Annotated in this window: 17 protein-coding genes and 2 tRNA genes; 13 read left to right on the top strand and 6 right to left on the bottom strand. The window is 40.1% G+C overall.

Translation table 11 applies throughout. From position 1 onward, the window contains the following. Window positions 1-23: 23 nt before the first annotated feature. The 5 genes from lon (at window position 24) to FLL46_RS17100 (ending at window position 5,240) form a co-directional block, all read left to right on the top strand. Window positions 24-2,435 carry an endopeptidase La gene (gene lon, locus FLL46_RS17120; protein ID WP_142932543.1) on the top strand — a complete coding sequence of 804 codons (2,412 nt, stop codon included), beginning with the start codon at window positions 24-26 and terminating at the stop codon, window positions 2,433-2,435. Window positions 2,436-2,671: 236 nt separating this feature from the next. After that, window positions 2,672-2,944, top strand: coding sequence for a nucleoid-associated protein HU-beta (gene hupB, locus FLL46_RS17115; RefSeq protein WP_142932542.1), 273 nt, complete (start codon window positions 2,672-2,674; stop codon window positions 2,942-2,944). A gap of 13 nt (window positions 2,945-2,957) precedes the next feature. Continuing rightward, window positions 2,958-3,033 (top strand) — tRNA-Val (locus FLL46_RS17110). A 108-nt stretch (window positions 3,034-3,141) separates the two neighbouring features. Next, a tRNA-Asp gene (locus tag FLL46_RS17105) sits at window positions 3,142-3,218 on the top strand. Window positions 3,219-3,338: 120 nt separating this feature from the next. After that, window positions 3,339-5,240 carry a SurA N-terminal domain-containing protein gene (locus FLL46_RS17100; protein ID WP_142932541.1) on the top strand — a complete coding sequence of 634 codons (1,902 nt, stop codon included), beginning with the start codon at window positions 3,339-3,341 and terminating at the stop codon, window positions 5,238-5,240. Window positions 5,241-5,356: 116 nt separating this feature from the next. On the opposite strand, the gene FLL46_RS17095 is transcribed toward FLL46_RS17100, so the two are convergent. The 6 genes from FLL46_RS17095 to pspF all read right to left on the bottom strand — a co-directional run bounded on the left by FLL46_RS17095 (window position 5,357) and on the right by pspF (window position 12,001). Continuing rightward, window positions 5,357-6,334, bottom strand: coding sequence for a dipeptide ABC transporter ATP-binding protein (locus tag FLL46_RS17095; RefSeq protein ID WP_142932540.1), 978 nt, complete (start codon window positions 6,332-6,334; stop codon window positions 5,357-5,359). Beyond that, entirely contained in the window at window positions 6,331-7,338 is a 1,008-nt protein-coding gene (locus tag FLL46_RS17090) for an ABC transporter ATP-binding protein (protein ID WP_142932539.1), read from the bottom strand. Before FLL46_RS17090 ends, FLL46_RS17095 begins: the two co-directional genes overlap by 4 nt. Before the next feature lie 39 nt (window positions 7,339-7,377). After that, window positions 7,378-8,265, bottom strand: coding sequence for an ABC transporter permease subunit (locus FLL46_RS17085; protein WP_142932538.1), 888 nt, complete (start codon window positions 8,263-8,265; stop codon window positions 7,378-7,380). After that, the gene (locus FLL46_RS17080; protein WP_142932537.1) at window positions 8,262-9,239 is read right to left on the bottom strand and encodes an ABC transporter permease subunit; all 978 of its coding nucleotides are present in this window, start codon (window positions 9,237-9,239) and stop codon (window positions 8,262-8,264) included. The genes FLL46_RS17085 and FLL46_RS17080 overlap by 4 nt, the downstream gene beginning before the upstream one ends. After that, window positions 9,232-10,770, bottom strand: coding sequence for an ABC transporter substrate-binding protein (locus tag FLL46_RS17075; protein WP_168204208.1), 1,539 nt, complete (start codon window positions 10,768-10,770; stop codon window positions 9,232-9,234). Before FLL46_RS17075 ends, FLL46_RS17080 begins: the two co-directional genes overlap by 8 nt. 163 nt (window positions 10,771-10,933) lie before the next feature. Continuing rightward, window positions 10,934-12,001: a phage shock protein operon transcriptional activator gene (pspF, locus tag FLL46_RS17070; protein ID WP_142932535.1), complete on the bottom strand. Its 1,068-nt coding sequence runs from the start codon at window positions 11,999-12,001 to the stop codon at window positions 10,934-10,936. 386 nt (window positions 12,002-12,387) lie between these two features. Here pspF and FLL46_RS17065 point away from each other — a divergent pair, with 386 nt between their 5' ends. The 8 genes from FLL46_RS17065 (at window position 12,388) to FLL46_RS17030 (ending at window position 22,323) form a co-directional block, all read left to right on the top strand. After that, window positions 12,388-12,603, top strand: coding sequence for a hypothetical protein (locus FLL46_RS17065; protein WP_142932534.1), 216 nt, complete (start codon window positions 12,388-12,390; stop codon window positions 12,601-12,603). A 103-nt stretch (window positions 12,604-12,706) separates the two neighbouring features. Next, window positions 12,707-13,393, top strand: a complete 687-nt coding sequence (gene pspA / locus FLL46_RS17060; RefSeq protein ID WP_142932533.1) for a phage shock protein PspA — start codon at window positions 12,707-12,709, stop codon at window positions 13,391-13,393. Then, window positions 13,394-13,630 (top strand): envelope stress response membrane protein PspB, encoded by a 237-nt coding sequence (pspB, locus tag FLL46_RS17055; protein ID WP_142932532.1) that lies wholly within the window; start codon window positions 13,394-13,396, stop codon window positions 13,628-13,630. Next, on the top strand, window positions 13,617-14,087 hold the full coding sequence (gene pspC / locus FLL46_RS17050; RefSeq protein ID WP_142932531.1) for an envelope stress response membrane protein PspC: 471 nt from the start codon (window positions 13,617-13,619) through the stop codon (window positions 14,085-14,087). The genes pspB and pspC overlap by 14 nt, the downstream gene beginning before the upstream one ends. Before the next feature lie 428 nt (window positions 14,088-14,515). Beyond that, window positions 14,516-17,143, top strand: a complete 2,628-nt coding sequence (locus tag FLL46_RS17045) for a TonB-dependent receptor (RefSeq protein WP_142932530.1) — start codon at window positions 14,516-14,518, stop codon at window positions 17,141-17,143. A gap of 164 nt (window positions 17,144-17,307) precedes the next feature. Next, window positions 17,308-18,249: a class I SAM-dependent methyltransferase gene (locus FLL46_RS17040; RefSeq protein WP_142932529.1), complete on the top strand. Its 942-nt coding sequence runs from the start codon at window positions 17,308-17,310 to the stop codon at window positions 18,247-18,249. A 32-nt stretch (window positions 18,250-18,281) separates the two neighbouring features. After that, entirely contained in the window at window positions 18,282-20,864 is a 2,583-nt protein-coding gene (locus FLL46_RS17035) for a B12-binding domain-containing radical SAM protein (RefSeq protein WP_142932528.1), read from the top strand. A 676-nt stretch (window positions 20,865-21,540) separates the two neighbouring features. Continuing rightward, the gene (locus FLL46_RS17030) at window positions 21,541-22,323 is read left to right on the top strand and encodes a DUF3450 domain-containing protein (RefSeq protein ID WP_142932527.1); all 783 of its coding nucleotides are present in this window, start codon (window positions 21,541-21,543) and stop codon (window positions 22,321-22,323) included. Window position 22,324 lies beyond the last annotated feature (1 nt).

The following is a 22,324-nucleotide window of genomic DNA, read 5'->3' as shown; positions in this document are numbered from 1 at the left end:
GAGTACCAACCAAGAGACATAACATGCCTTTAACAGTAGAAAGTAATCAACTGCCTGTTTTACCACTACGTGATGTAGTGGTTTTTCCTCATATGGTTATTCCGCTTTTTGTCGGAAGGGAAAAATCAATCAAGGCGCTGGAATTTGCTTCTGATAGTAGTAACCAGGTTTTGTTGGTTGCTCAAAAAGATGCTAATAAAGATGAACCGGGTGCTAAAGATGTATATTTACAGGGCTGTATAGCCAACATTCTACAAATGCTCAGGCTACCCGATGGCAACTTAAAGGTATTAGTGGAAGGCGTTAGCAGAGCTTCGATATCAGAGCTTTCTGAAAAAGAGGGCTTGCTGGTTGCTGATTTCGAACCACTTGATTCGATCAAACCTAAGCTTGAAGAGCAAGGTGCGTTATCTCGCTCGATTAAAGCAATGTTTGAGAATTACATTAAATTAAACAAAAAGATTCCTTCAGAAGTTCTCAATACTGTATCTGCCATTGATGACGCAGAAAAGCTCTCAGATATTATTGCCGCACATTTAGTACTCAAGATTACAGAAAAGCAAAAAGTATTAGAAATTGTTGATGTAGCGAAACGGCTTGAGTATCTAATGGGGCTGATGGAGTCTGAAATCGATCTTCTGCATGTCGAAAGAAAAATACGTGGCAGAGTCAAAAAGCAGATGGATAAAAGCCAGAGAGATTATTATCTCAATGAACAAATGAAAGCTATCCAAAAAGAGCTTGGTGATGAGGATAGTGTTTCAGACATAGAAGAATTGGCTGCTAAAGTAAAATCCGCCGGCATGCCGAAAGAAGCGCGAGAAAAAGCAGAAGCTGAAGTTAAAAAGTTAAAAATGATGTCGCCTATGTCTGCTGAGGCGACGGTAGTACGCGGTTACATCGATTGGATGCTGAATATTCCGTGGAAAAAGCGCAGCAAGCTAGATAGTGATATTGAGAAAGCTCAAAAAGTACTGGAGTCAGATCACTATGGATTAGAAGAAGTTAAAGAAAGAATTCTTGAATTTCTTGCGGTACAAACACGGGTTAAGAAGCTCAAAGGGTCTGTATTATGTCTAGTTGGCCCTCCCGGCGTCGGTAAGACATCTCTGGGTGAATCAATCGCAAGAGCAACAGGAAGGCAGTTTGTCAGAATGTCGTTAGGTGGTGTCAGAGATGAAGCAGAAATTCGCGGCCATAGACGAACATATATTGGGTCTATGCCAGGAAAAATACTGCAAAAACTTAGCAAAGTAAAAGTGCGTAACCCGCTATTTTTACTAGATGAAATTGACAAAATGGCGATGGATATGCGCGGTGATCCTGCGTCGGCCCTATTGGAGGTATTGGATCCTGAGCAAAACAGTACTTTCAATGATCATTATCTTGAGGTGGATTACGATTTATCTGAGGTGATGTTTGTTTGTACGGCGAATTCGATGAATATTCCTGGTCCTTTACTTGATCGAATGGAAGTGATTAATTTATCTGGTTATACCGAAGATGAAAAACTGAACATAGCCTCTCGCTACTTATTGCCTAAACAAAAGAAAGTGAACGGTCTTGAGGAATCAGACATTCAAATTTCTAAATCATCTTTGACTAATGTGGTTCGTTTTTATACCCGAGAAGCCGGTGTGCGAAACCTTGAACGAGAAATTTCGAAAATTTGTCGAAAAGTCGTTAAACAATTAATGTTTGAAAAAAATAAGTCTCAAATAAAAGTGAATACCAAGAATCTCAATAAATACCTAGGCGTTGAGAAATTTGATTTTGGTAAAGCGGGAGAAAAAGATCAAATCGGTCAGGTTACCGGACTGGCCTGGACTCAGGTTGGCGGCGATCTTTTAACCATTGAAGCGGCGGTAACGAGCGGAACCGGCAAGGCTATTTCTACCGGTCATCTTGGTAATGTAATGCAAGAATCGATTAAAGCTGCAATGACTGTGGTTCGGAGCCGAGCTAAGTCTTTGGGAATCGAAGAAGATTTCTACCAGACTAAAGACATTCATGTTCATGTACCTGAAGGTGCAACACCTAAGGATGGCCCCAGTGCCGGTGGAGCTATGTGTACTGCGCTGGTCTCCGCGCTAACAGGCATTGCTGTCAGGCGAGATGTCGCTATGACTGGTGAAATTACCCTTCGTGGAGAAGTGTTACCGATAGGTGGATTGAAGGAGAAATTGTTGGCAGCGCATCGCGGCGGCATTAAACGAGTTCTGATTCCAGAAAAAAATGTCAGGAATTTGAAAGAAATTCCACAAAATGTCATTGGAGATCTTGAGATTATCTCTGTTAAGTGGATTGACGAAGTCTTAGAGAAAGCGCTAGTGAGTATGCCGACGCCAATTTCTCACAATGAAGATAAGGAGACTAGCAGCAAAAAGACGGCCAAATCTGGTAAATCTCAAAGCCAGGAAGTAAAGCCGCACTAAATATTCGCTGTTGGCTTTGATCAAGCTTAAAAATGGAGCATCTGTCAAAAACGCATGTTTCACTTTTAAAATGCTCTAAATTTGACCAAAGCCGCGGTTTTTCTGGGTTTAAGACGATTTGTTGCTTGACAGGTAAATTACTCCGTTGGTATAAAGTTATCCGCGAGGGGCATATACCGAATTATCTCTAAACCTATGCTCTCAAAATCAACTGATAAGAATTAAAGGGGAATTAAGTGAATAAATCTGAACTTGTAGATGCAATTGCATCAGGCGCTGACATATCTAAAGCTTCTGCAGGCCGCGCATTAGACGCGATGATTGACGCTATTACTGAAACACTCCGTAAAGGCGATCAAGTCGCATTAGTCGGATTTGGTACCTTTTCTGTAAAAGATCGTGCTGCTCGCACTGGCCGCAATCCTCAAACTGGAAAAACCATCGATATTCCAGCTGCAAAAGTACCTGGATTTAAAGCTGGTAAAGGCCTTAAAGACGCGGTAAACTAGCGCTCAATTTTTCGGGCGCTTAGCTCAGTTGGGAGAGCATCGCCCTTACAAGGCGAGGGTCGCTGGTTCGAGCCCAGCAGCGCCCACCAGCTTAAGAGTTTAGATTTTCTGTACTTAATCCAAACCTAATCAATCATTAGTTGGGTTTGATTAGAATTTGGATTCACTAAAAGCCTTTTAAGTTGTGTTTGGGTTAAGGAGCGGTAGTTCAGCTGGTTAGAATACCGGCCTGTCACGCCGGGGGTCGCGGGTTCGAGTCCCGTCCGCTCCGCCAAAATAAGCGCGCCTTGGTTGGCGCGTTTTTTTATCCGTTTGATTGTATTTTATCCAACAGATTAAAAAGAAAAACAATATCGAGTTTTTAAAACCAAGTTTGTAAAATGAGCGATTCGCTATGTTAGAAAATATTAGAGAAGGGGTAAAAAAGCCCTGGGTTAAAGTTGTAGTCTTTGTAATTGTTATTTCATTCGTGTTTGCCGGATATTTCAGTTCATCGTTTTTCTTAGGAGATCCGAATGCTGTTGCAGTGGTAAACGGTGAAAGCATCTCTCAGAGCGAGTTCCAAAGAGCCTATAATAACTTTAAAGCACGTCGCGCTGATTTTTATAATGCTAATGTTAAGACCGAAGAAGACGAAAGAAATTTTCAAGAAAATGTTCTTCAACAGCTGATCACTATGAAAGTGACCGAGCAATCAACTAATGAGCTTGGTTTAAGGTTATCAACCAACGCACTAAGAAAAGTAATTCAAACTGATCCAAATTATCAGCTCGATGGCAAATATTCGTCAGGTTTGGTCGACCAAACTCTTGCTCGTGCTCAAATAAGTCGCGAAGCATTTAAATCAATTTATGCGAATCAGGAAACTAGTCAGCAACTAATCGGTGGTATTACGGGCACTGAGTTTACTTTAAAAAGTGAAGCCCAATCTGATTACGAGTTGATGTCTCAAAAGCGTTCTGGAAAAGTTTTGAAACTTGATTTTGAAAAGTTTAAAGCCGGTCTTGAAATCGGTGAAGATGATCTTAATCAGTATTATCAAGATAATCAGGAAGCATTTCGAATTGAAGAAAAAGTTTCCGTTGAGTATGTCGAATTGTCAGTTGATTCACTGCAGAATGCTCAAGACCCGACTGAAGAAGAAGTTGAAACATACTATCAGGATAATTTAAGTCGATTTAGGTCTGAAGAGCAGCGTCAATATTCGCATATTTTAATTTTGTCAGAAGACGGTGAAGACGAAGCTCTCGCCAAAGCCACTGCAATTAGTGAAAGAATAGCGAAAGGTGAAGATTTTGCAGAAATTGCGAAAAGCGAATCTGATGACGCTCCGACTGCAGAAGTGGGCGGAGATTTAGGTATTTTATTACCAGGGTCGTTAGAAGAGTCAGCTGAAGAAGCTGTCGCTAAACTAGTTAATGCTGGCGATGTAACTCAACCAATTAAGATTGAAGATGGTTATCAGATTTTAAAATTAACCAATCTGATTGAAGGTAATGTTCAACCGCTTGAGCAAGTGAAAGCTGAATTAGTTCCAGAGCTGAAAAAGCAGAAAGCTGAGGAAATTTTCCATGCTAAGGCTGAGCTTTTGAAGGAAAAATCATTTGAGTTTGCGGATTCACTATCTGAGGCTGCAACTGCTACAGAGCTTGAAGTTAAAACCAGTAATTTATTTGGTCAATCAAGTAGAGAAGGTATTTTTGCTAATCAAACAGTCAAAGACGCAGCGTTTAGTACTGATGTTAAAGACGGGTTACTGAATTCTCAACCGATAGAGTTGGGTGAAAATCACATAGTCGTTCTTCGATTAAAAGAACATAAGCCGAGTGAAATTCAACCACTTGAAGAGGTTAAAGATAGAGTGAGAAATAATTTAATCCAATCGAGAGCAAAACAAGCTGCAGGAGATCTAGCCAATACTTTATTGACTAAGTTAAAAGCACAAGAATCAATTGATGAATTATTGACAGAAAATACCTTGAGCTGGACTGATTTGGACAAAATCGAACGTAACAATGCTAGTTTGTCTTACACAACTAATCAGCAGTTTTTCAAGATGCCGACACCAGCAGAAGGTGAAGTCTCTCTAGAAATGGCTGAGGACTATCAAGGATTTGCTGTGCTCATGTTAAGCCAGGTGGAAAAAGGCGATTGGTCAAAAGCTGATGATGCGAACAAAAAACAAAGAGAACTTTATATCAGCAGCTATTTTGCTAACGCAGGATACAGCGCGTTCATCGAAAATAATCGTAAAAATGCTGACGTTAAACGAAATCTTGGAGTTCTATCTCGTTAGTAGAGTTGTTTCTTTATAGTAAAAAAAGGGCGGATTCGCCCTTTTTTTATTTTCGCGTTTATTGTGATTAGTGAAAAACAAACAAGCCCTGACTTGGCTGAAAAAACTGTTATGGACTAACTCGCTTGCTTTTGATCTGAGTTAACATTAAAGCAGGCGATTTCATGACCATTTTGATCGGAGAGAAGTGGCGGAGCTTCTTGTTCGCAATGGGATTGGCAATACTGACAGCGTTTGGCAAAACAACATCCTTCTTCACCAACTCCCTTACGTTTTGAAAATTGCGGTTGTGCGAAATCAGGAAATCTTCGTCGATACATAGGTGTGCTGGCAAAAAGCGCCTGGGTATAAGGGTGTTGCGGATCGTCATAAATGTGTTCGATACTTCCCAGTTCCACTACTTCACCATGAAACATTACCATTACATTATCAGCGATATGTTCAACTACATTGAGATCATGGGAAATGAATAAGTAGGAAATTTTCATTTGCTCTTGAAGCTCTTGCATTAAATTTAATATTTGAGCCTGAATAGAAACGTCAAGGGCGGAAAGCGGTTCGTCAGCGATGATTATTTTTGGATCTAGAATAATTGCTCTTGCGATAGCGATTCTTTGACGCTGCCCACCAGAGAACATATAAGGGTAGCGGTATTGATGTTCCGGTAGCAAACCAACTTTGGTAAGTGTTTCTTCGATTTTTCGTTTCCTTTGTTTTGCTGAAAGTTGAGTATTTATCAATAAAACTTCTTCCAAAGTTGAACCAACACGGGCTTGTGGATTGAGTGATTCATAAGGGTTCTGGAAAATCATACGAATATTTTTGAAGCGAAGCTTACGGTGTTTTTTGTTTTTGTAGTTTAACTCTTCGCCGTTAAATACAACACGGCCATTGGTCGGTGCTTCGATTCCAATAATTTGCCTGGCTAAAGTCGATTTTCCTGAACCTGACTCACCAACAATTGCGAGTGTTTGTCCGGCATCAAGAGTAAAACTAATGTTTTTAATCGCTTCCAGTCGCGCAGTTTTACCAAATTGATAATTTCTCAAGTTGTAGCATTTTGATAAGTTCTGTGCTTCTAATAAGTGCATCATTGTTCCTCTTGTTCCAACGGTTTTTTTACTGTTGGTGACGGCTTGGCCAGATGACAACGTACCTTGCCATGATTTTCTACGCTGAGTAATTCAGGTTTGTTAACGCACTGCTTTTCAGCTTTAGGGCAGCGTGGGCCTAAACGACACCCCACAGGTAATTGATCCATCGCTGGAATTTGGCCTTGTAGCGCAAACAGGCGACTTCCCTTTACGTGTCGATCACCTAATTGCGGGACACTATCTAACAACGCACGAGTATAAGGATGGCGTGGAGAGTTTAAAATATTTTCGGTGGCAGCGTGTTCCATTAACTGCCCTGAATAAATTACTCCAATACGATCAGTGTTTTCTGATAGAAGGGCAAAGTCGTGAGTGATCAACATCAATCCAGCTTTTTCAGATTGACTTAAATTGACGAGTAATTCAAGAATTTGAGCCTGGATGGTAACATCTAATGCGGTGGTCGGTTCGTCGGCAATTAGTAATCTTGGTTTACACGCCAGCGCCATCGCAATTGCAACTCTTTGATTCATGCCGCCCGATAACTGGTGGGGGTAAAGTTTAAGCAAAATTTCAGGTTTGGTGATACCGACTGAGTCCAAAAGTTCCAGAGCGCGTACTCGCCTATTTTTTCGAGTTCCGCCCTGATGTATAGAAAGCGTTTCATCAAGCTGACTACTCACAGTAAAACAAGGATTTAAGCTAGCTTGGGGTTCTTGAAAAATAATAGCAGCCTTTGAGGCGACATAAACAGCGCGATCCATTGCTGACATTTTCATTAGGTCTTCGCCATCCAGATTAAGATAATCTGCACGCATCACCATCTTGGTCGAAAGCAGTCCCATTATTGATAGGGCGAAGACACTTTTTCCTGAGCCAGACTCTCCAATAACGCCGAGTATTTCACCTTCATCCATTTTTAGTGAAAGTCTTTCAACAATCGACAGCGGCCCACTGCTACTATGGTAAGTGACGGAGAGATTTTCGACCCGTAATAACTGCATGTTTAAATGACCGAGACTTTTTTAATAAATAACAACACGCTAATTTCCCAAATCCATCGCATCGCGCAAGCCATCGCCAACAAGATTGATTGATAGTAAGGTGAAAAAAATCGCCAGACCAGGTAAGGTCACGGTCCACGGAGCGTTAACGATATTGTTGTGTGATTCAGAAAGAATTGTGCCCCATTCTGGATGTGGTGCTTGAGCACCTAAGCCCAAAAAGCCAAGCGCCGCTATTTCGAGTATTGCTGTTGAAAATGCGAGAGTTAGTTGGACAATTAATGGTGGCAATATATTCGGAAAAATAGATTTGCAAAACAGACGTATTTTACCTGAACCGTCAAGAATCATTGCCGTGACATATTCTTTATTAACTTCGTTTTTAATGGCACTTCGTGTGACTAAAACAAAATGCGGAATTAACACGATAGCTACGGCATAAATTGCGTTTGGTAAGCCGGGACCAATGATGGCGACAATGACGACAGCCAATAAAAGAGAAGGCAGCGCTAAAACCAAATCCATAATTCGAATAGTAATTTGATCAACAAACTGATTTGATAGTGCTGTCAAGCTACCTAAAAATATTCCTACCGAAGCTGCAATGGCGACAACAAAGGTGGCTAATTTTAGAGAAAGACCCGCGCCATGAGCCAATCGGGAAAAAAGATCTCTACCTAAGGCATCGGTTCCAAAAATGTGGGCGCTAGTCCCGTCCTCATACCACGAAGGAGGGAGTAAATAATCTGCCGATTGTAATGTAGGATCGTAAGGAGCGATAAAAGGAGAAAATATGGCAATCAATATGATTAAAGACAATAGCAATAACGCCGATGTCGCTAATTTATTGTCGGTAAAATTTTTCCACCAGCGGGCTGCGGAACTTGGAATGCGTCTTTGTTGATAAAACTGCGGAATGTTATTCATTCTTGCAACCTCATCTTTGGATTTACATAAAATGACATTAATTCAACCGCGATGTTAATCATTATTACTAGAGAAGCAGTTGCTAATAATCCCGCGTGAAGGGTGACAAAGTCCCTGCGATAAACCGCTTCTAAGAGCCATTTGCCAACGCCTGGCCAGGAAAAAATCGTTTCAGTAATCAGCGTTCCGGTGATGAGTACACTTATTTGTAAGCCAATGATTGTCAGGATTGGTAACATGGCGTTGCGTAAAGCATGTATCCAGATAATTCGACCATGAGAAAGCCCCTTGGCTTTAGCCGTTCTAATGTAATCGCTTGCGAGGACTTTTATCATCGCTGAGCGTGTAACTCGTGTAAATATTGCCAGAGGAATTGTAGCAAGTACGATAGCGGGTAAAATTAGATGGTGAAGTGCGTCATAAAATGCTTCTATCGCATAAGGTTGATCGGACAAAAGCGTATCAATTAGCATAAAACCTGTTACAGGAATGATGTCATATTCAAATCCCAGCCGACTGGCCACTGGCGTAACACCAAGCGACAAAGAAAAGAATAACACAAGTAACATTCCCCACCAGAAAATCGGCATGGAATAGCCGACTAGAGTACTCGACACAACGAGTTTGTCCGGCCATTTATTTTTATTTTGCGCAGCGGTAATGCCTAGTGGTATCCCAAGGGATAGCGCTAACAATAAAGCTGTGATAACTAATTCAACGGTGGCTGGAAAATAAATGAAAAATTCTTTAAGAACATCAGTTCCTCTTGACTGAGAAAATCCCCAGTCACCGGTGATAATATGTTTAATATAGCTGACATACTGTTCTACCAGACCGTCTGGTGCCTGAGTGGTATCTAACAATTGGAAACGAGACTCAATCGGAAAAAATAACGTCAGACCAAAAGTAAAAAAAGTCAGTATGACTAGACTGGACAATAGGATCAGTAGCTGACGTAATATCATTTTACTCATCGTTTAATACCTCAGAATTTTCGAGGTATACATCCTTAAAGTACACACCACCAGTTGGAATGATTGCAAAGTTTTTCACGCGAGGATTAATGATAAGATGTTGAGTAGCGTGAGCAATAGGGACCCAGGGCGATGCTTGTTTAAAAACCCGTTGCGCCTGTTGGTAAAGTTGAGTTCGACTTTTTACGCGTGTTTGTGATCGTGCTTGGTGAATTAATTGATTAAATTGGGGGTCACACCAAAAAGAAGAATTTGTGCCGGTCATAGTTCCTGCACAACTCAGCAGTGGTGTAAAAAAGTTATCAGGATCGCCGTTGTCACCGGTCCAGCCAAGTAGCGCAGAATGATGTTCGCCTTTTCTGACTTTATAAAGGAATGCGCCATACTCATAGGTTTCGATGTCAACATTAATCCCGATATCACGTAAGTTTTGCTGGATGAGTTCAGCCATTTTTTTTGCGTTTGGATTATAAGCTCGTTGAGCAGACATAGTTGAAATCGTCATATTAAATCCGTTCGCATAACCCGCCTCAGACAATAATTTGCGCGCTTTTTCTGGAGAAAACTCAAAATCTTTAATCGACTTGTTGTACGCCCACATGTTTGGAGGTATCGGGTTTTTGGCCTCTGTTGCTGTTTTTTGGTAAACGGCATTAATAATCGAGTTTTTATTGATAGCGTGGTTAATCGCGTGACGTACCAGGTGATTGTTAAATGGAGGCTTAGTGGTATTCATCGAAAGATAGGCAATGTTTAAACCTGCTTCGCTAATAACCCGAGCGCTTTGAAATTGTTCTGCCGAAGTTATATGGACCGGTAACGGATTCGCCATGACGTCGCACTCGCCAGCAACAAGCCTGGCAAAGCGTAACGAAGGGTCTGGCGTTATTGCAAAAACAAGGTTATTCAGCCGCTGTTTTCCCTGCCAGTAATCTGGGTGAGCCTTGTATCGAATATAGGCATCGGGCTGGTAACGGACCAACTGAAAAGGTCCGGTCCCGACAGGTTTACTATCGATTATTTCTACTTTGTTCTGTTGTGCTAGCTGCTGAGCATATTCAGCTGACAAAATCGACGCGAAATCCATCGCTAAGGATGCAAGAAAGGGGCTTTCGGCACGGCTTAACCGAAACTTAATTTTATGTGAACTTATTTTTTCAATGCTCTCAATCAGGCCGCCCATCCCCATCGATTCGAAATAACGATATCCTAGCTTTGAAGTATTATGAAATGGGTGGTCTTTTTGCCATTGGCGTTCAAAACTAAATAATACATCGTCGGCATTAAATGGCCGTGTAGGTTTGAAGTTTGCAGTGGTATGAAATTTCACATCGGTACGCAAGTCAAAAATGTATTCTTTTCCGTCAGCTGATATTGTCCAGTGAGTGGCTAGAGCCGGTTCAATAAGAGTGCTACCAGGCTTAAACTCAACAAGTCGGTTGTAAAGCGTTCTGGAAGAGGCATCGAAAGTTGTGCCTGAGGTAGATAACTGAGGGTTAAAAGTTTGCGGACTGCCCTCGGAGCAATACACTAAAACATCGTCCCTCACGTTGGCCTTCTTTTGATATTGGCAAGCAGATATTAAACTGATTACAACAATAATATTAAGAAAGCGCATTATTGGGAATAGGCTCTTAATGGACACTTTATTTCACTACTTTCACAGTTTTAGTTATATTCACAAACAGATGAATTCACTTGTGTTCGAGCAATTGATATTTTTTCAAATATCCACGCAGTTGATGATAAGTCAAGCCGAGTAATTCTGCACACTTTTTCTGATTAAACTGTGCATTCTCAAGGGCGTTCTTGATAATGTCGACCTCCAGATCAATTATCGACTGTTTTAGATCAATAGGAAAGTTGAATAGAGAATTATTGGATGAATCATTATTGTTTGCGGACTGCTGACTACCTTCAACGATGGCTTGTTCGGGCTCATTGACCTTCTCGTCATTAGATAGTCGTGTTTTTTCACCACTTATTCGGTAAGGAGAAGCGAAAGGGTCAAATTGAATGTCATCTATCATTGCATCTGCCGCAGATTTATAAATGCACCGCTCAATCACATTTTTTAATTCTCGAACATTGCCTGGCCATTGATAATTGAGTAAAGCCTGCTCTGCTTCCTTACTAAAACCTGCGAAATAGTCCCTGCCTAGCTCTTTGGTCATTGCCATTGCAAAGTGCTGTGCTAACCTCAAAATATCTGAGCGTCTCGCTCTTAAAGGTGGAATAGTGATTACATCGAAAGCAAGCCGGTCGAGTAAATCGGCGCGAAACTTTCCCTGATGTGCTAGTTCAGGCAGGTTTTCGTTGGTTGCTGCAATTAGTCTCACATCGACTTTAATGGTTTTGCTACCGCCCACGCGCTCTAGCTCACCATATTCAATTACTCTTAAGAGCTTTTCTTGCACCGCTAGTGAACTGTTGCCTAGTTCATCCAGGAATAGACTTCCTTTGTCTGCAAGTTCAAATCGCCCCAGGTGGCGCTTGCTAGCACCGGTAAACGCACCGGATTCGTGTCCAAATAATTCAGTCTCTAATAAATTTTCATTGATGGCCGCACAATTGAGTTTTACAAATGGTTGTTCCCAACGGCTGGATAGATAGTGAAGCCTTGCTGCGATCAGCTCTTTTCCCGTGCCACGTTCACCGACCACCAACACTGGTTTGTCAACGGGAGCGACCAAAGACACTTGTTCTAGCACTTCTAAGAAGCTTGAAGCTTCACCTATAAGATTGTCGGTATCGCGATTCATGTTTAGTTGCTCTTGAATAGAAAAAGTGTTTTATTGCCTGTGTTTTAGTTTTTGTCCGGACTATTTTTCACTCACAACCAGCTCAATATATTTTTAGTGCTAAATATTAATGGAACTATGCAATAGTAGACCTATGTATTAGTAGACCAGTATATAAGCAGCACTAATCTGGCGGTACATGGCATCTATTTAGCGTGTCAGTTGGTAGAATTGACTAAATTATAGGTTATTTTCACACATAGGAATGTATGAAGCTAGTAAAAAATAGGAAATAATTATTAAATACAAAGGCTTAAGTATTATCTTAAAAGTTGGCACAAAATCTGTAACTATCATTGGAAAATCAACTTAATTAGCCAAGTTAACCAATTTTTGAGGCAATAGTCATGTTAACACGGAAATCACACAAATCACTTTCACGCCGAGGCAGCAAGCTATTAGTGGAAGTGGTTATTGGCGTTATTGGATTGCTGGGAATTATGTTGGCCCAGGCGGGACAGACTGAGAAACTTAACGGCCAGGATTCTTTAGAACACAATGCTGGTTTTGCTCAAGTTTCAAATGTTTCGACAAAGATAGACTGGTTAGAAGTTCTTTTTTAAGAACTGATTAAAGACATTCGTTCCAAGTTATTATTTTTTATCATTATTTTAAAGCTTCTCTATTGTATTGAAGTCGTTATTTTAAAATCAGGAGGTAGTCGTAATGGGCATTTTTTCGAGATTTGCTGATATCGTCAATGCAAATATCAATGCTTTGCTGGACAAAGCTGAAGATCCGGAAAAGTTAATTCGCTTGATAGTTCAGGAAATGGAAGACACCCTGGTAGAAGTGCGAACGTCATCAGCCAGAACAATTGCTGAAAAAAAGGACATTACTCGACGCATTGAATTTTTAAAAGCTGAAGCAGGGGAATGGGAGAGAAAGGCGGAACTTGCGATTACCAAAGGACGCGAAGATTTAGCCAAATCTGCCTTACTAGAGCGCAATAAAGCGACAGAAGTCGCTGATGAACTTCAGCTAGAACTTGATAAAGTAGAAAATGAACTGGCGAGACTTTCGGCGGAAGTCAGCCAATTACAAGAAAAGCTCGATGATGCCAGAGCGCGCCAAAAAGCGTTGCTTATGCGGCACAAAACAACTTCTTCGAGATTAAAGGTTAAGCGCAGCCTTTATGATTCTTCTGCCGAAGACGCTGTTACTCGATTTGATAGATTTGAGCGTAAGCTCGATGAACTAGAATCAGAAGTTGAGTCTTTTGACGTTGGAAGAAACAAAAATCTGGCCGATGAAATCAATGACTTAGAGAAAGAAGATGAACTTGATCGCCATCTGGCAGAGTTAAAATCGAGGGTAAACAAAAGTAGCAAATCGACCAAGGAGACCAAATAGATGGAAGAATTAGTCTTTGTTCCGATGATCTTATTCATGGTAATTGTAGCGCCGATCTGGATTATCATGCATTACCGTTCCAAAAATCAGAAAGAATCAGGTATTTCGGAAGCCGACCATTCTCGGCTACAGGAACTGACCAAAATAGCAGATTCGATGATGGAGCGAATTGAAAATCTTGAATCTATTCTTGATCAGGAAACCCCTGAGTGGAGAAAAAAATATGAGAGAGAATAGAGGTTACTCGGGCGAAAAGAGAAGATTGTTCAAAGATCCCGACAGGGCAAAGATATGTGGTGTTTGTGCTGGAGTTGCTGAATATTTCGGATTTGAAGTTTGGGTTGTCAGGATTATTGCAGTATCTGCATTGTTATTGGGGTCTGGCGCAATTGTTCTAGCATACCTGGTCTTGTGTTTTGTACTTGATCCTAAGCCCGGTAGCCAAGGTAACAAAGGGTGTTTTGGCAGGGAAAGGCGCCGACATCGTGACGAAAACAACTACGAAAAAGCAGAGTCCAAGCCCTATCGATCGAGTGTAAAAGACGTTTGGCGTTCAGGAACCGCACCCAAAGATGCGTTGACCAGAGTTGAAAATAAGTTTTCAGACGTCGAAAAAAAATTACAGAAGCTTGAATCTTTCGTAACTTCTAAGCAATTTGAACTGGCGAGAGAGTTTAATAAAATGGCCAAATAGGATATTTTGGCCATTAATAATCTTAATAAATTTAATTGGAGATTTTTGAGTTTTATTTTATTCAATAACAGGATCTCCGAAAATCTTCGTAGTTTGCCAATCTGACAATATATTGAATTTTTGTTGAATACAACCACTTGAAAATAGCCAGTTTTTTCTTTAAAAAAGTGCGATTTTAAAAAAAAATGTTGTTCAAAAAACACCCCGAAACTTACTTGAAACCCTCTGAAGCCCGCATAAAATAAGACTTTTTACCCAAAATAAAAAAAGTAACAAAAAGTTGACCTACATAATTAATAACGGTTAGTATCGGAGCTGGCAGATCAGGCCGTATGGCCAAAAAAGGCTGGTTTTGGACTCCTCGAGCATAACGAGAAGCCAAAGCCAAGCTTAATAACAACCTCCATGACAACCAGGGAGAATTAAAATTGAGTACACTAGATAAACGCAATCCAATTGCGACGGCGGTGAAGTTTGCGTTATTCGCCAGCGCAACCGTTTCTGCTTTTTCAGCTCCGACTGTTTTCGCAGCGGAAGAAGAAGCTACAGAAGAAAAAATCACAATTACTGGTTCGCGAATCAAGCGAACTGATGTTGAAGGCTCTTTGCCAATTACTGTCATTGACAGACAACAAATTGAAATGAGTGGCGAGAGTTCAGCTGCTGATTTCCTACGTAACTTAACATTCAATAGTTCTGGTTCATTCAGACCTCAATCTGGTAGTTCTTTACAGGGTGCTTCTACTCTTTCATTACGTGGTATCGGTTCTGACCGTACTTTAGTATTGATTGACGGTCGTCGTTTACCTAAGTCTCCTATTTCTGGTCAAGCGCAAGACTTGAATAACATTCCAGTAGGCGCAATCGAGCGAATCGAAGTATTATCTGACGGTGCATCTGCGGTATACGGTTCTGATGCAATCGGTGGTGTTGTGAACGTCATTACGCGTTCTGACTATGAAGGCGCTGAAATTATGTTAGGTAGTGCAAGTGTAAGCATTCCTGATGATGGCGGCGACAGAGAAGAAGGTTACGTAATGTTTGGCGCTTCAAGTGCTACTTCAAACCTACTTGGTGGTGTTTCTTGGAATAGCCGAGACATCATTTTCCAACGTCACTTACCATGGAATAACCCAGGAGCTTCTAACTTCGGTAATAACTTTACTACTTTAGACGCTAATGGTGGTGATAATCGTGATTACACTGCTATACCAGGTGCTTGTAACTTCCCTGGTACTGGTTATTTCTTACGAGACGTAAATGGCGTACCACGTTGTTCTTACGACTTCACATTGGTTAGTGCTGACGAAGCAAGTACTGATAACCGCTCACTTTGGTTAAAAGGTAAGCACGAAATCAATAGCGACTGGGAAATTTGGGCAAATGCAAGTGTTGCTAAAACCAGCTCATTTGGTCGTTATGCTCCTGTACCAGATTCGAGCTTCTTTTCTAGCCGTTTAAGTGCTACTAGTCCTAACAACCCAACCAACCCAAATGGTAACGTTTATGATGCTTCTCTTGGCCTAGCTCCTCAAGAAGTTAACTGGTGGCACCGTTTTGATGCACTAGGTAATCGTGATTCTGTTGTAGATAATGATTTACAAGACCTTCAGGTTGGTGCAACTGGTTTAGTTGGTGATGTTGAATTAGATTTCGGTGTTCGCAGAACCAAAAACAGAAATAACGATATCGGCCGTAACTTCCTGCTTCGTTCTGCTGCTGCGGAACTGATTGAAAGCGGTGCTTACAACTTGGCAGACCCATATGGTTCAAGCGATGCTGTTTTGAACTCAATGAGAGTAACGACTTCTCGTATCAGTAAGTTTGACCAAAATGAAATGTGGGTATCTGCTGCATTTGATTTGTTTGAGCTTGACGGCGGTACAGTACAAGCGTTTGTTGGTGCTGAATATCGTGAAGAAATTTATTCTGACCAATATGACTCGCTATCTGAAGCTGGTCAGGTTGGTGGTTCGTCAGGTAATAGTGCTGGTGGTTCACGTGATGTTACAGCTTACTATTTCGAAGCATTAGCTCCGCTAACTGACGACTTGGAGCTTAATGTAGCTGGTCGTTACGATGATTACAGCGACTATGGTAGTGATTTCTCTCCAAAAGTTTCTGTTAGATGGCAACCGATGGAAGAAGTAACATTACGTGCTTCTTACGGTGAAGGTTTCCGTGCACCGACATTAGATATTTTGACTCAAAAAGATTCTTTTAGTGCTGATACTGTAGTTGACCCTCAAACTTGTGTTGTGCAAGGAATCTCGCCTTGTACTGGTGTGCAGATCAACGGTACTGTTACTGCAAACCCAAGCTTAAGTTCAGAGCAGTCAGAGCAATTCTCTGCTGGTATCGCTTATCAGCCAACAGATTGGTTTAACTTTACCTTTGATTACTTTGATATCACTATCACTGATAGAATCCGACAGTTTACAGCACAGTCTCTAGTTGACGCTCAAAACCGAGGGGACAGTATCCCTGCAGGTCTAAGTGTTACTCGTACAGCTAATGGTGCGATTGACAGTGTGGTTCGTGGTTCTGCGAACGAAGGTGAATTAGCTGTATCTGGTTTTGACTTCAACGGTCGCTTTAACTATGAACTGTTCGGCAACAAAATGGCGACAAATGTTCAGTGGAGCCATGTTTCTAGCCTTACAGTAACGAATGGTGACGGCTCACCTGGTGATGGTCGTGAGCAAGTTGATGATCCTGGAGTTCCAGCAGATCGTTTGGTTATTTCGAACACAGTTGAGTTAGGCGACTTTAGCATTGGCTATAACCTTAACTACATTGGCGATCAGTACGATGATGTTAATACTGATAATAATGGTGTTACGACAAAAACTGGTCATGTACCTAGCTGGGTAACTCATGACATTCAGTTTAACTACCACACTGCTTGGGATGGTAAGGTAACTGTTGGTGTTCAAAATGCTGGCGAGAAGTTCCCACCAGTTGGAAAAGGTGATGTTGGAAGCCGTGATTACGATTTCGAACTTTACCACGGATATGGGCGAATCACTTACTTGAGATATACCCAGTCCTTCTAAGATAGTTGTTTCTATCGACAAAGGCGTGCCAGGTGCACGCCTTTTTTAATTAAAGATCAGAACCAAAAAGCTCAGCAGGGAAAATTCTCTCTGAAGAGAATTGACTGTCGAAATTCGCGCTATAATCCCTTAAACGAACTGAAAAACTGAGTTGCCTCGCATTTATGAATAAGAATTTGAGTCATTGGAGTAATTATTGGCAAGGAGGAAACCTAACATCATTACCCCAGGATTTCCTGGAAAACTACGATGGTGAAATCGCAAGTCTTTGGAAGAGTGCTTTCTCATTACTTTCTTCTCCAAAGAGCCACATTTTAGATCTCTGTACCGGTAACGGCGCGATCGCATTGCTTGCGGCAAAGTATTCTCAAGCTAATCAGTTGCAGATGGATATTACTGGAGTTGATGCTGCAAAGATTTCTAAAAACAGCATACTATCGAAATACTCACATTTAGAAGAGCTGTTACAAGCAGTTAATTTTATCGGCGAGTGCAAAGTTGAAGATATAAGTTTACAGTCTGATAGATTTGATCTTATTACCAGTCAGTATGGAATCGAGTATTGTGATTGGGAGCAGGTTGCCATCCAGGTCTGCCGACTTCTAAAGCCGGGCGCGCATTTTGTCTTTATTAGTCACGCAAGTTCGACGGCTATTTTAAGTACGATGGAGCAGGAAAAAGAAGACTACAGTCTGCTGCAAAAAGCCGGTGTTTTTTCTGCCTTAGCTGCTTATCTTGAAGGTAGAAGCAGTCACCGAGACATGGTGAGAAAAATCAAAAAAGCATTTAAAAAAGTCAATGAAAACTTTGCTAAGAGCCAAAGCGAACTACTGGCTGGTGTTCTTGGATTTATGCAGAAAATTATTATAACCGACAAAGGCGAGCTAGATAAGCATAAAGACGAAATCAGGTTTATTTATCAACAACATATATTTGCTTTCGCGCGCCTTCAAGATGTTTTAGGAGTTTCAAATAAAATCAAAGAAAACCCTGACTGGTACCTTGTTTTCCAGGAGAAAGGGTTGAATTTGGTTCAGCAAGGAGAAATATTGCAAGCTGGTAGTCATAATGCAGGAAACTTCTATAAATTTATTAAGCCAGAATAAATATTGATTTAACTGGTTACTGAGGAACTGATGTGAATAGTCAACAATTTGAAGTCAATCCCCAAGTCACGATTCTTCATAAAAATGGACAAATTTTTGCAGCAGATCTTTCTGGCGAGCTTAATCCTCTCACTCTCGTTATTCCCGATTTAATTCTGTTGTCTCTTTTTGCTTCGAGCCGTCATCCAGAAGTTGCAGCAAAAATTTTTCAGACAAACGAGTTAGTAAAAGGGCTTGGTTCAAATATTCCTTTAGAGCAAATTTATCAACGTATTAGCCACTTTATTCAAAGTAAACTTTTACTAGAGCATCCATCGAAGTATCAAAAAAATGAAACCCTGGGTATTAGTCTGCAAACAGATAATACCAATTTAAATATCAGTGATGTGAGTATCCTGAAATTAGGTATGAATTTTTCCTTAACGATTTGTGATTCAGGATTTAAAATTTGGTCTTCGTTGCTTAGAGATTCTGTTGTACTGACTTTAGAGGAAACACTAATACTACTTTCTTTTTCTAGCGGTAAGACAGTAGCTGATATTATCAGCCAGAGACTTTTTTCAGCTGAAGAAAAAGAAGTTAGAAGTAGCATCGCTTCAATGATAGCGTTTGGTTTGTTACTAGTCGAAAAAAACGAGACAGCAATACAAAATGATCAATCAAGCCCAATGCCGACAGCCAATCGAAATCGGGTTAACTATTCTAACAGCACCGATGTCACTTCTTGGGAAGAGTTGGAACTCAATGGCAAAATTCCAATTTATTTTGTTCCGCATATGGAGAACCACTACCCATTAGCATTAGGAATGATTTTTAGTGCAATTAGCGAATATAAAAATGGCGCTCTTTTAGATAAATATTGTTTGGTTCCTATCACCTATCTTTCACCAGATAAATTCCTTAATGGTCCATACAGAAAATTTGGAAATGGAGTTTGGCTTTTTTCGAACTATATGTGGTCGCTCGAAACGAATCTAAAAATATCTGAAATTGTAAAACAGCACATGAATGGTAATTTGACAATTCATGGCGGTCCTAGCACACCTAACTACGAGAAAAAATGTGCTGAGTTTTTTATTAAAAACAAGTCGGTTGATATCGCAGTTCATGGAGAGGGGGAGGTAACAATTAATGAAGTATTGGAGTGCTTATTTAAAAATAAAAGTGGAGCGATATCTTATGGCGCAGAAAATTTAAAAAATGTTACAGGAATTACCTATCGAAATTATAAAGCGGAAAATAATCAAGTTTATAGAACCGAGGCTCGGAATCGGTTGAAAGAACCAGACTCAATTCCTTCTCCTTACAACAAAGGATATTTTGATTTGTACGGTGGTAACGTTGATGCAGCTATTATTGAGTCGAATCGAGGATGCCCTTTTAAATGTACTTTTTGCGACTGGGGCTCAGCAACCAATCAAAAAATACGCAAGTTCGACTTGGAAAGAGTGAAACAAGAAATAGAGTGGATTGCGCGAAACAATGTGAGAGTTCTTTGGATTGCTGATGCAAATTTTGGATTGTACGATCGAGATATTGAGTTGTCAGAGTTCATTGTAAAAATGAAAGGACAATACCAATTCCCACAAGAGGTTGTCGTTAACTATACAAAGAATACCACTTGGCGATTGGCTGAAATAATTAAGATATTTACTAAAGGTGGAATTATTAGCCAGGGAGTAATTTCTATTCAAACGACTGATGTGAAGACATTAGAAGTTATCAAGAGAAAAAATATCAAAACAGAAAAGTATGACGAACTCAGCCAAATATTTTCTGAGTTAAAGTTACCTCTTTCGACTGATTTGATGTTAGGTTTGCCAGGGATAACCGTGGATGCATTTAAAAACGATCTGCAGCGGTATTTTGAAAGAGATGTTTCAGTAAAGGCTTATCCCACACAATTGTTACCGAATAGTCCGATGGCAGATCCAGAATATATGCAAAAATATCAAATAGAAATTGATAAAGATGACTTTTTGGTTTCAACCTATAGTTATTCGAAAAGCGATTTGCAATTTATGAAAACATTCTATCGCATTTATACTATTGCCGATGGCTACTCTTTATTGCGCTACGTACTTCGTTTCTTGCAGTGGGATCATAATATCAAAGCGATTGACTTTTTAAGTTCGCTGGCCGAGGTAGTAGAAAGTAATACCACGCGCTTTCCGAGAATTACATTTGCGCTAAAGTATTTTGAAGTTGACAAAATAATGCCTGGAGGATGGCGTTTTTTTTACGATGAAATCGCGAAGTTTTGCGAAAGCAAATATGGCATCTTGAGAGATAGTGCATTCGATACGGTGTTACTCGTTAATGAACTAGCAATGCCCGATGAGTTTATTACTTACCCGATTTCGACAAAACTTTCGCATGATTTTGAAGCTTATTTTCATGCAAATAATTCTAGAGGAATTCGAAACTCCGAAAAACTGATTAACTATGCGAAAGGAGAGATTGTTTTTGATGATCCCGACGGAATGGCAAATATTAATTCTCAATATCTACAGTATGACTCTCACCAGTTTTTCTGGGAAATCAGATCTTCAATTGCCAGGGCAAAGTCAACATCAGACTTTAGCCAATTGCCTCATGTCAACGACGCAAGTTAAGTGACAAATTTTAAAAGGTTGGACAAGATCTTTAGAGAAAAAAGCACAACCTAATTTATTGTTGATTTAATCGCAAAAAATCAGTTTATCGACTAGACTAGTTTTCGAAAAAGATTGAATTTCGTTTAATTTTTTGAATAAAAAAATATTTAGTTCTAACTTAGAAAATGACAATATAATTCTTCGATGTTGTTTATCTTTTAGTTTACTGGTGCGACCAGTTGAGGCTCGCTTTTATTGTGTTTAAAGCACTGACTGAATTTTTAGTTTAATTTTTATTTAATTGATAGTAATAAAATTAGGCTCCACCTATTTATTTTTCAAAGAGTATTCTGCTATTCGAAATAACCAATTCATTTATATTCAGGGAGGTAACCCCATTTCTTTTATCCTACGTTTGAAATTATTTAGCGCGTTATTAATGAGTCTAAAAAACCCTAAAAAATAAGCGAAAAATATGATTTAGCTAGGGATAACCGATTGACTCACATAAATATTATGTTTATAGTCGGCGTTATCGTGCGTTTGGGGCTACTACAGACGCACTGTACGAGTTTTAATAATTTGGGCCGTGATAATAACTAAATACTTCTATGGTTCGGATTTATTCGTAATATCAATAAGTTAAAAGCTATATCGTTTTTATTTTCAACCCTAAAAATAATTAGGAAGTCACATGCTTAATCGCAATAACATAAGTCTAACACGAGCTGCATTTTCTGGAATGATAGCTCTATTTTTGGCGGGTGGTGCTTTTGCAAACCCGGTTGATCAGTCTATCGCTATCGAAAAGCAGGTCACTGCTGCTTCAGCCAAGTCCCAGCAAAAAGTCGACAGGTTTGCTGAAAAAACTCTCGAATTGTCGGCTGAATATAAAAATACCTTAAGAATTATTGAGAGCTTAAAAATATATAATAACTCGCTTGAAAACATCATAGCCTCTCAAGAAAAAGAAATGCTTTCTATTCAAAATCAAATGGATACGATTGATACTACTGAAAGAGGCGTTATCCCGTTGATGAACGAAATGATCGCTTCTCTTGACAAGTTCGTTCAACTTGACCTTCCATTTAAAGCCGAAGAGCGTAAAAACAGGGTTGAAGCACTTAAAAACAATATGCTCCGAGCTGATATTTCCAACTCAGAGAAGTATCGAAAAATTCTTGAAGCCTATCAAACCGAAATTTCATACGGTGAATCGATCGATTCGTATAAGGACAAAATTCAGACTAGCGCTGGAGAAAAACAAGTCGACTTCTTACGATTTGGGCGTGTTTTGCTAGTTTACCTCACACTTGATGGTCAAAATGCAGGCTACTACAATCCCGATAGTGGTCAATTCGAGGCGTTGGATAACGAATATATCAGATCGATTGAAGTCGCGATAAAAATGGCAAACAAACAAGCTGCACCAGAACTTATCAAATTACCAGTACCAGCAGCAAAAGGGGCTAACTAAA

It is taken from the genome of Aliikangiella coralliicola, assembly GCF_007004725.1.
GTDB classification, from domain to species: Bacteria; Pseudomonadota; Gammaproteobacteria; order Enterobacterales; family Kangiellaceae; genus Aliikangiella; species Aliikangiella coralliicola.
This window is presented reverse-complemented; position numbering and strand designations above follow the sequence as displayed.

Bases quoted from the DNA above. Each gene is read 5' to 3' on its own strand.
- lon (WP_142932543.1), top strand. From the start codon at position 24: ATGCCTTTAACAGTAGAAAGTAATCAACTGCCTGTTTTACCACTACGT.
- FLL46_RS17100 (WP_142932541.1), top strand. From the start codon at position 3,339: ATGTTAGAAAATATTAGAGAAGGGGTAAAAAAGCCCTGGGTTAAAGTT.
- FLL46_RS17095 (WP_142932540.1), bottom strand. From the start codon at position 6,334: ATGATGCACTTATTAGAAGCACAGAACTTATCAAAATGCTACAACTTG.
- FLL46_RS17090 (WP_142932539.1), bottom strand. From the start codon at position 7,338: ATGCAGTTATTACGGGTCGAAAATCTCTCCGTCACTTACCATAGTAGC.
- FLL46_RS17085 (WP_142932538.1), bottom strand. From the start codon at position 8,265: ATGAATAACATTCCGCAGTTTTATCAACAAAGACGCATTCCAAGTTCC.
- FLL46_RS17080 (WP_142932537.1), bottom strand. From the start codon at position 9,239: ATGAGTAAAATGATATTACGTCAGCTACTGATCCTATTGTCCAGTCTA.
- pspF (WP_142932535.1), bottom strand. From the start codon at position 12,001: ATGAATCGCGATACCGACAATCTTATAGGTGAAGCTTCAAGCTTCTTA.
- FLL46_RS17065 (WP_142932534.1), top strand. From the start codon at position 12,388: ATGTTAACACGGAAATCACACAAATCACTTTCACGCCGAGGCAGCAAG.
- pspA (WP_142932533.1), top strand. From the start codon at position 12,707: ATGGGCATTTTTTCGAGATTTGCTGATATCGTCAATGCAAATATCAAT.
- pspB (WP_142932532.1), top strand. From the start codon at position 13,394: ATGGAAGAATTAGTCTTTGTTCCGATGATCTTATTCATGGTAATTGTA.
- pspC (WP_142932531.1), top strand. From the start codon at position 13,617: ATGAGAGAGAATAGAGGTTACTCGGGCGAAAAGAGAAGATTGTTCAAA.
- FLL46_RS17040 (WP_142932529.1), top strand. From the start codon at position 17,308: ATGAATAAGAATTTGAGTCATTGGAGTAATTATTGGCAAGGAGGAAAC.
- FLL46_RS17030 (WP_142932527.1), top strand. From the start codon at position 21,541: ATGCTTAATCGCAATAACATAAGTCTAACACGAGCTGCATTTTCTGGA.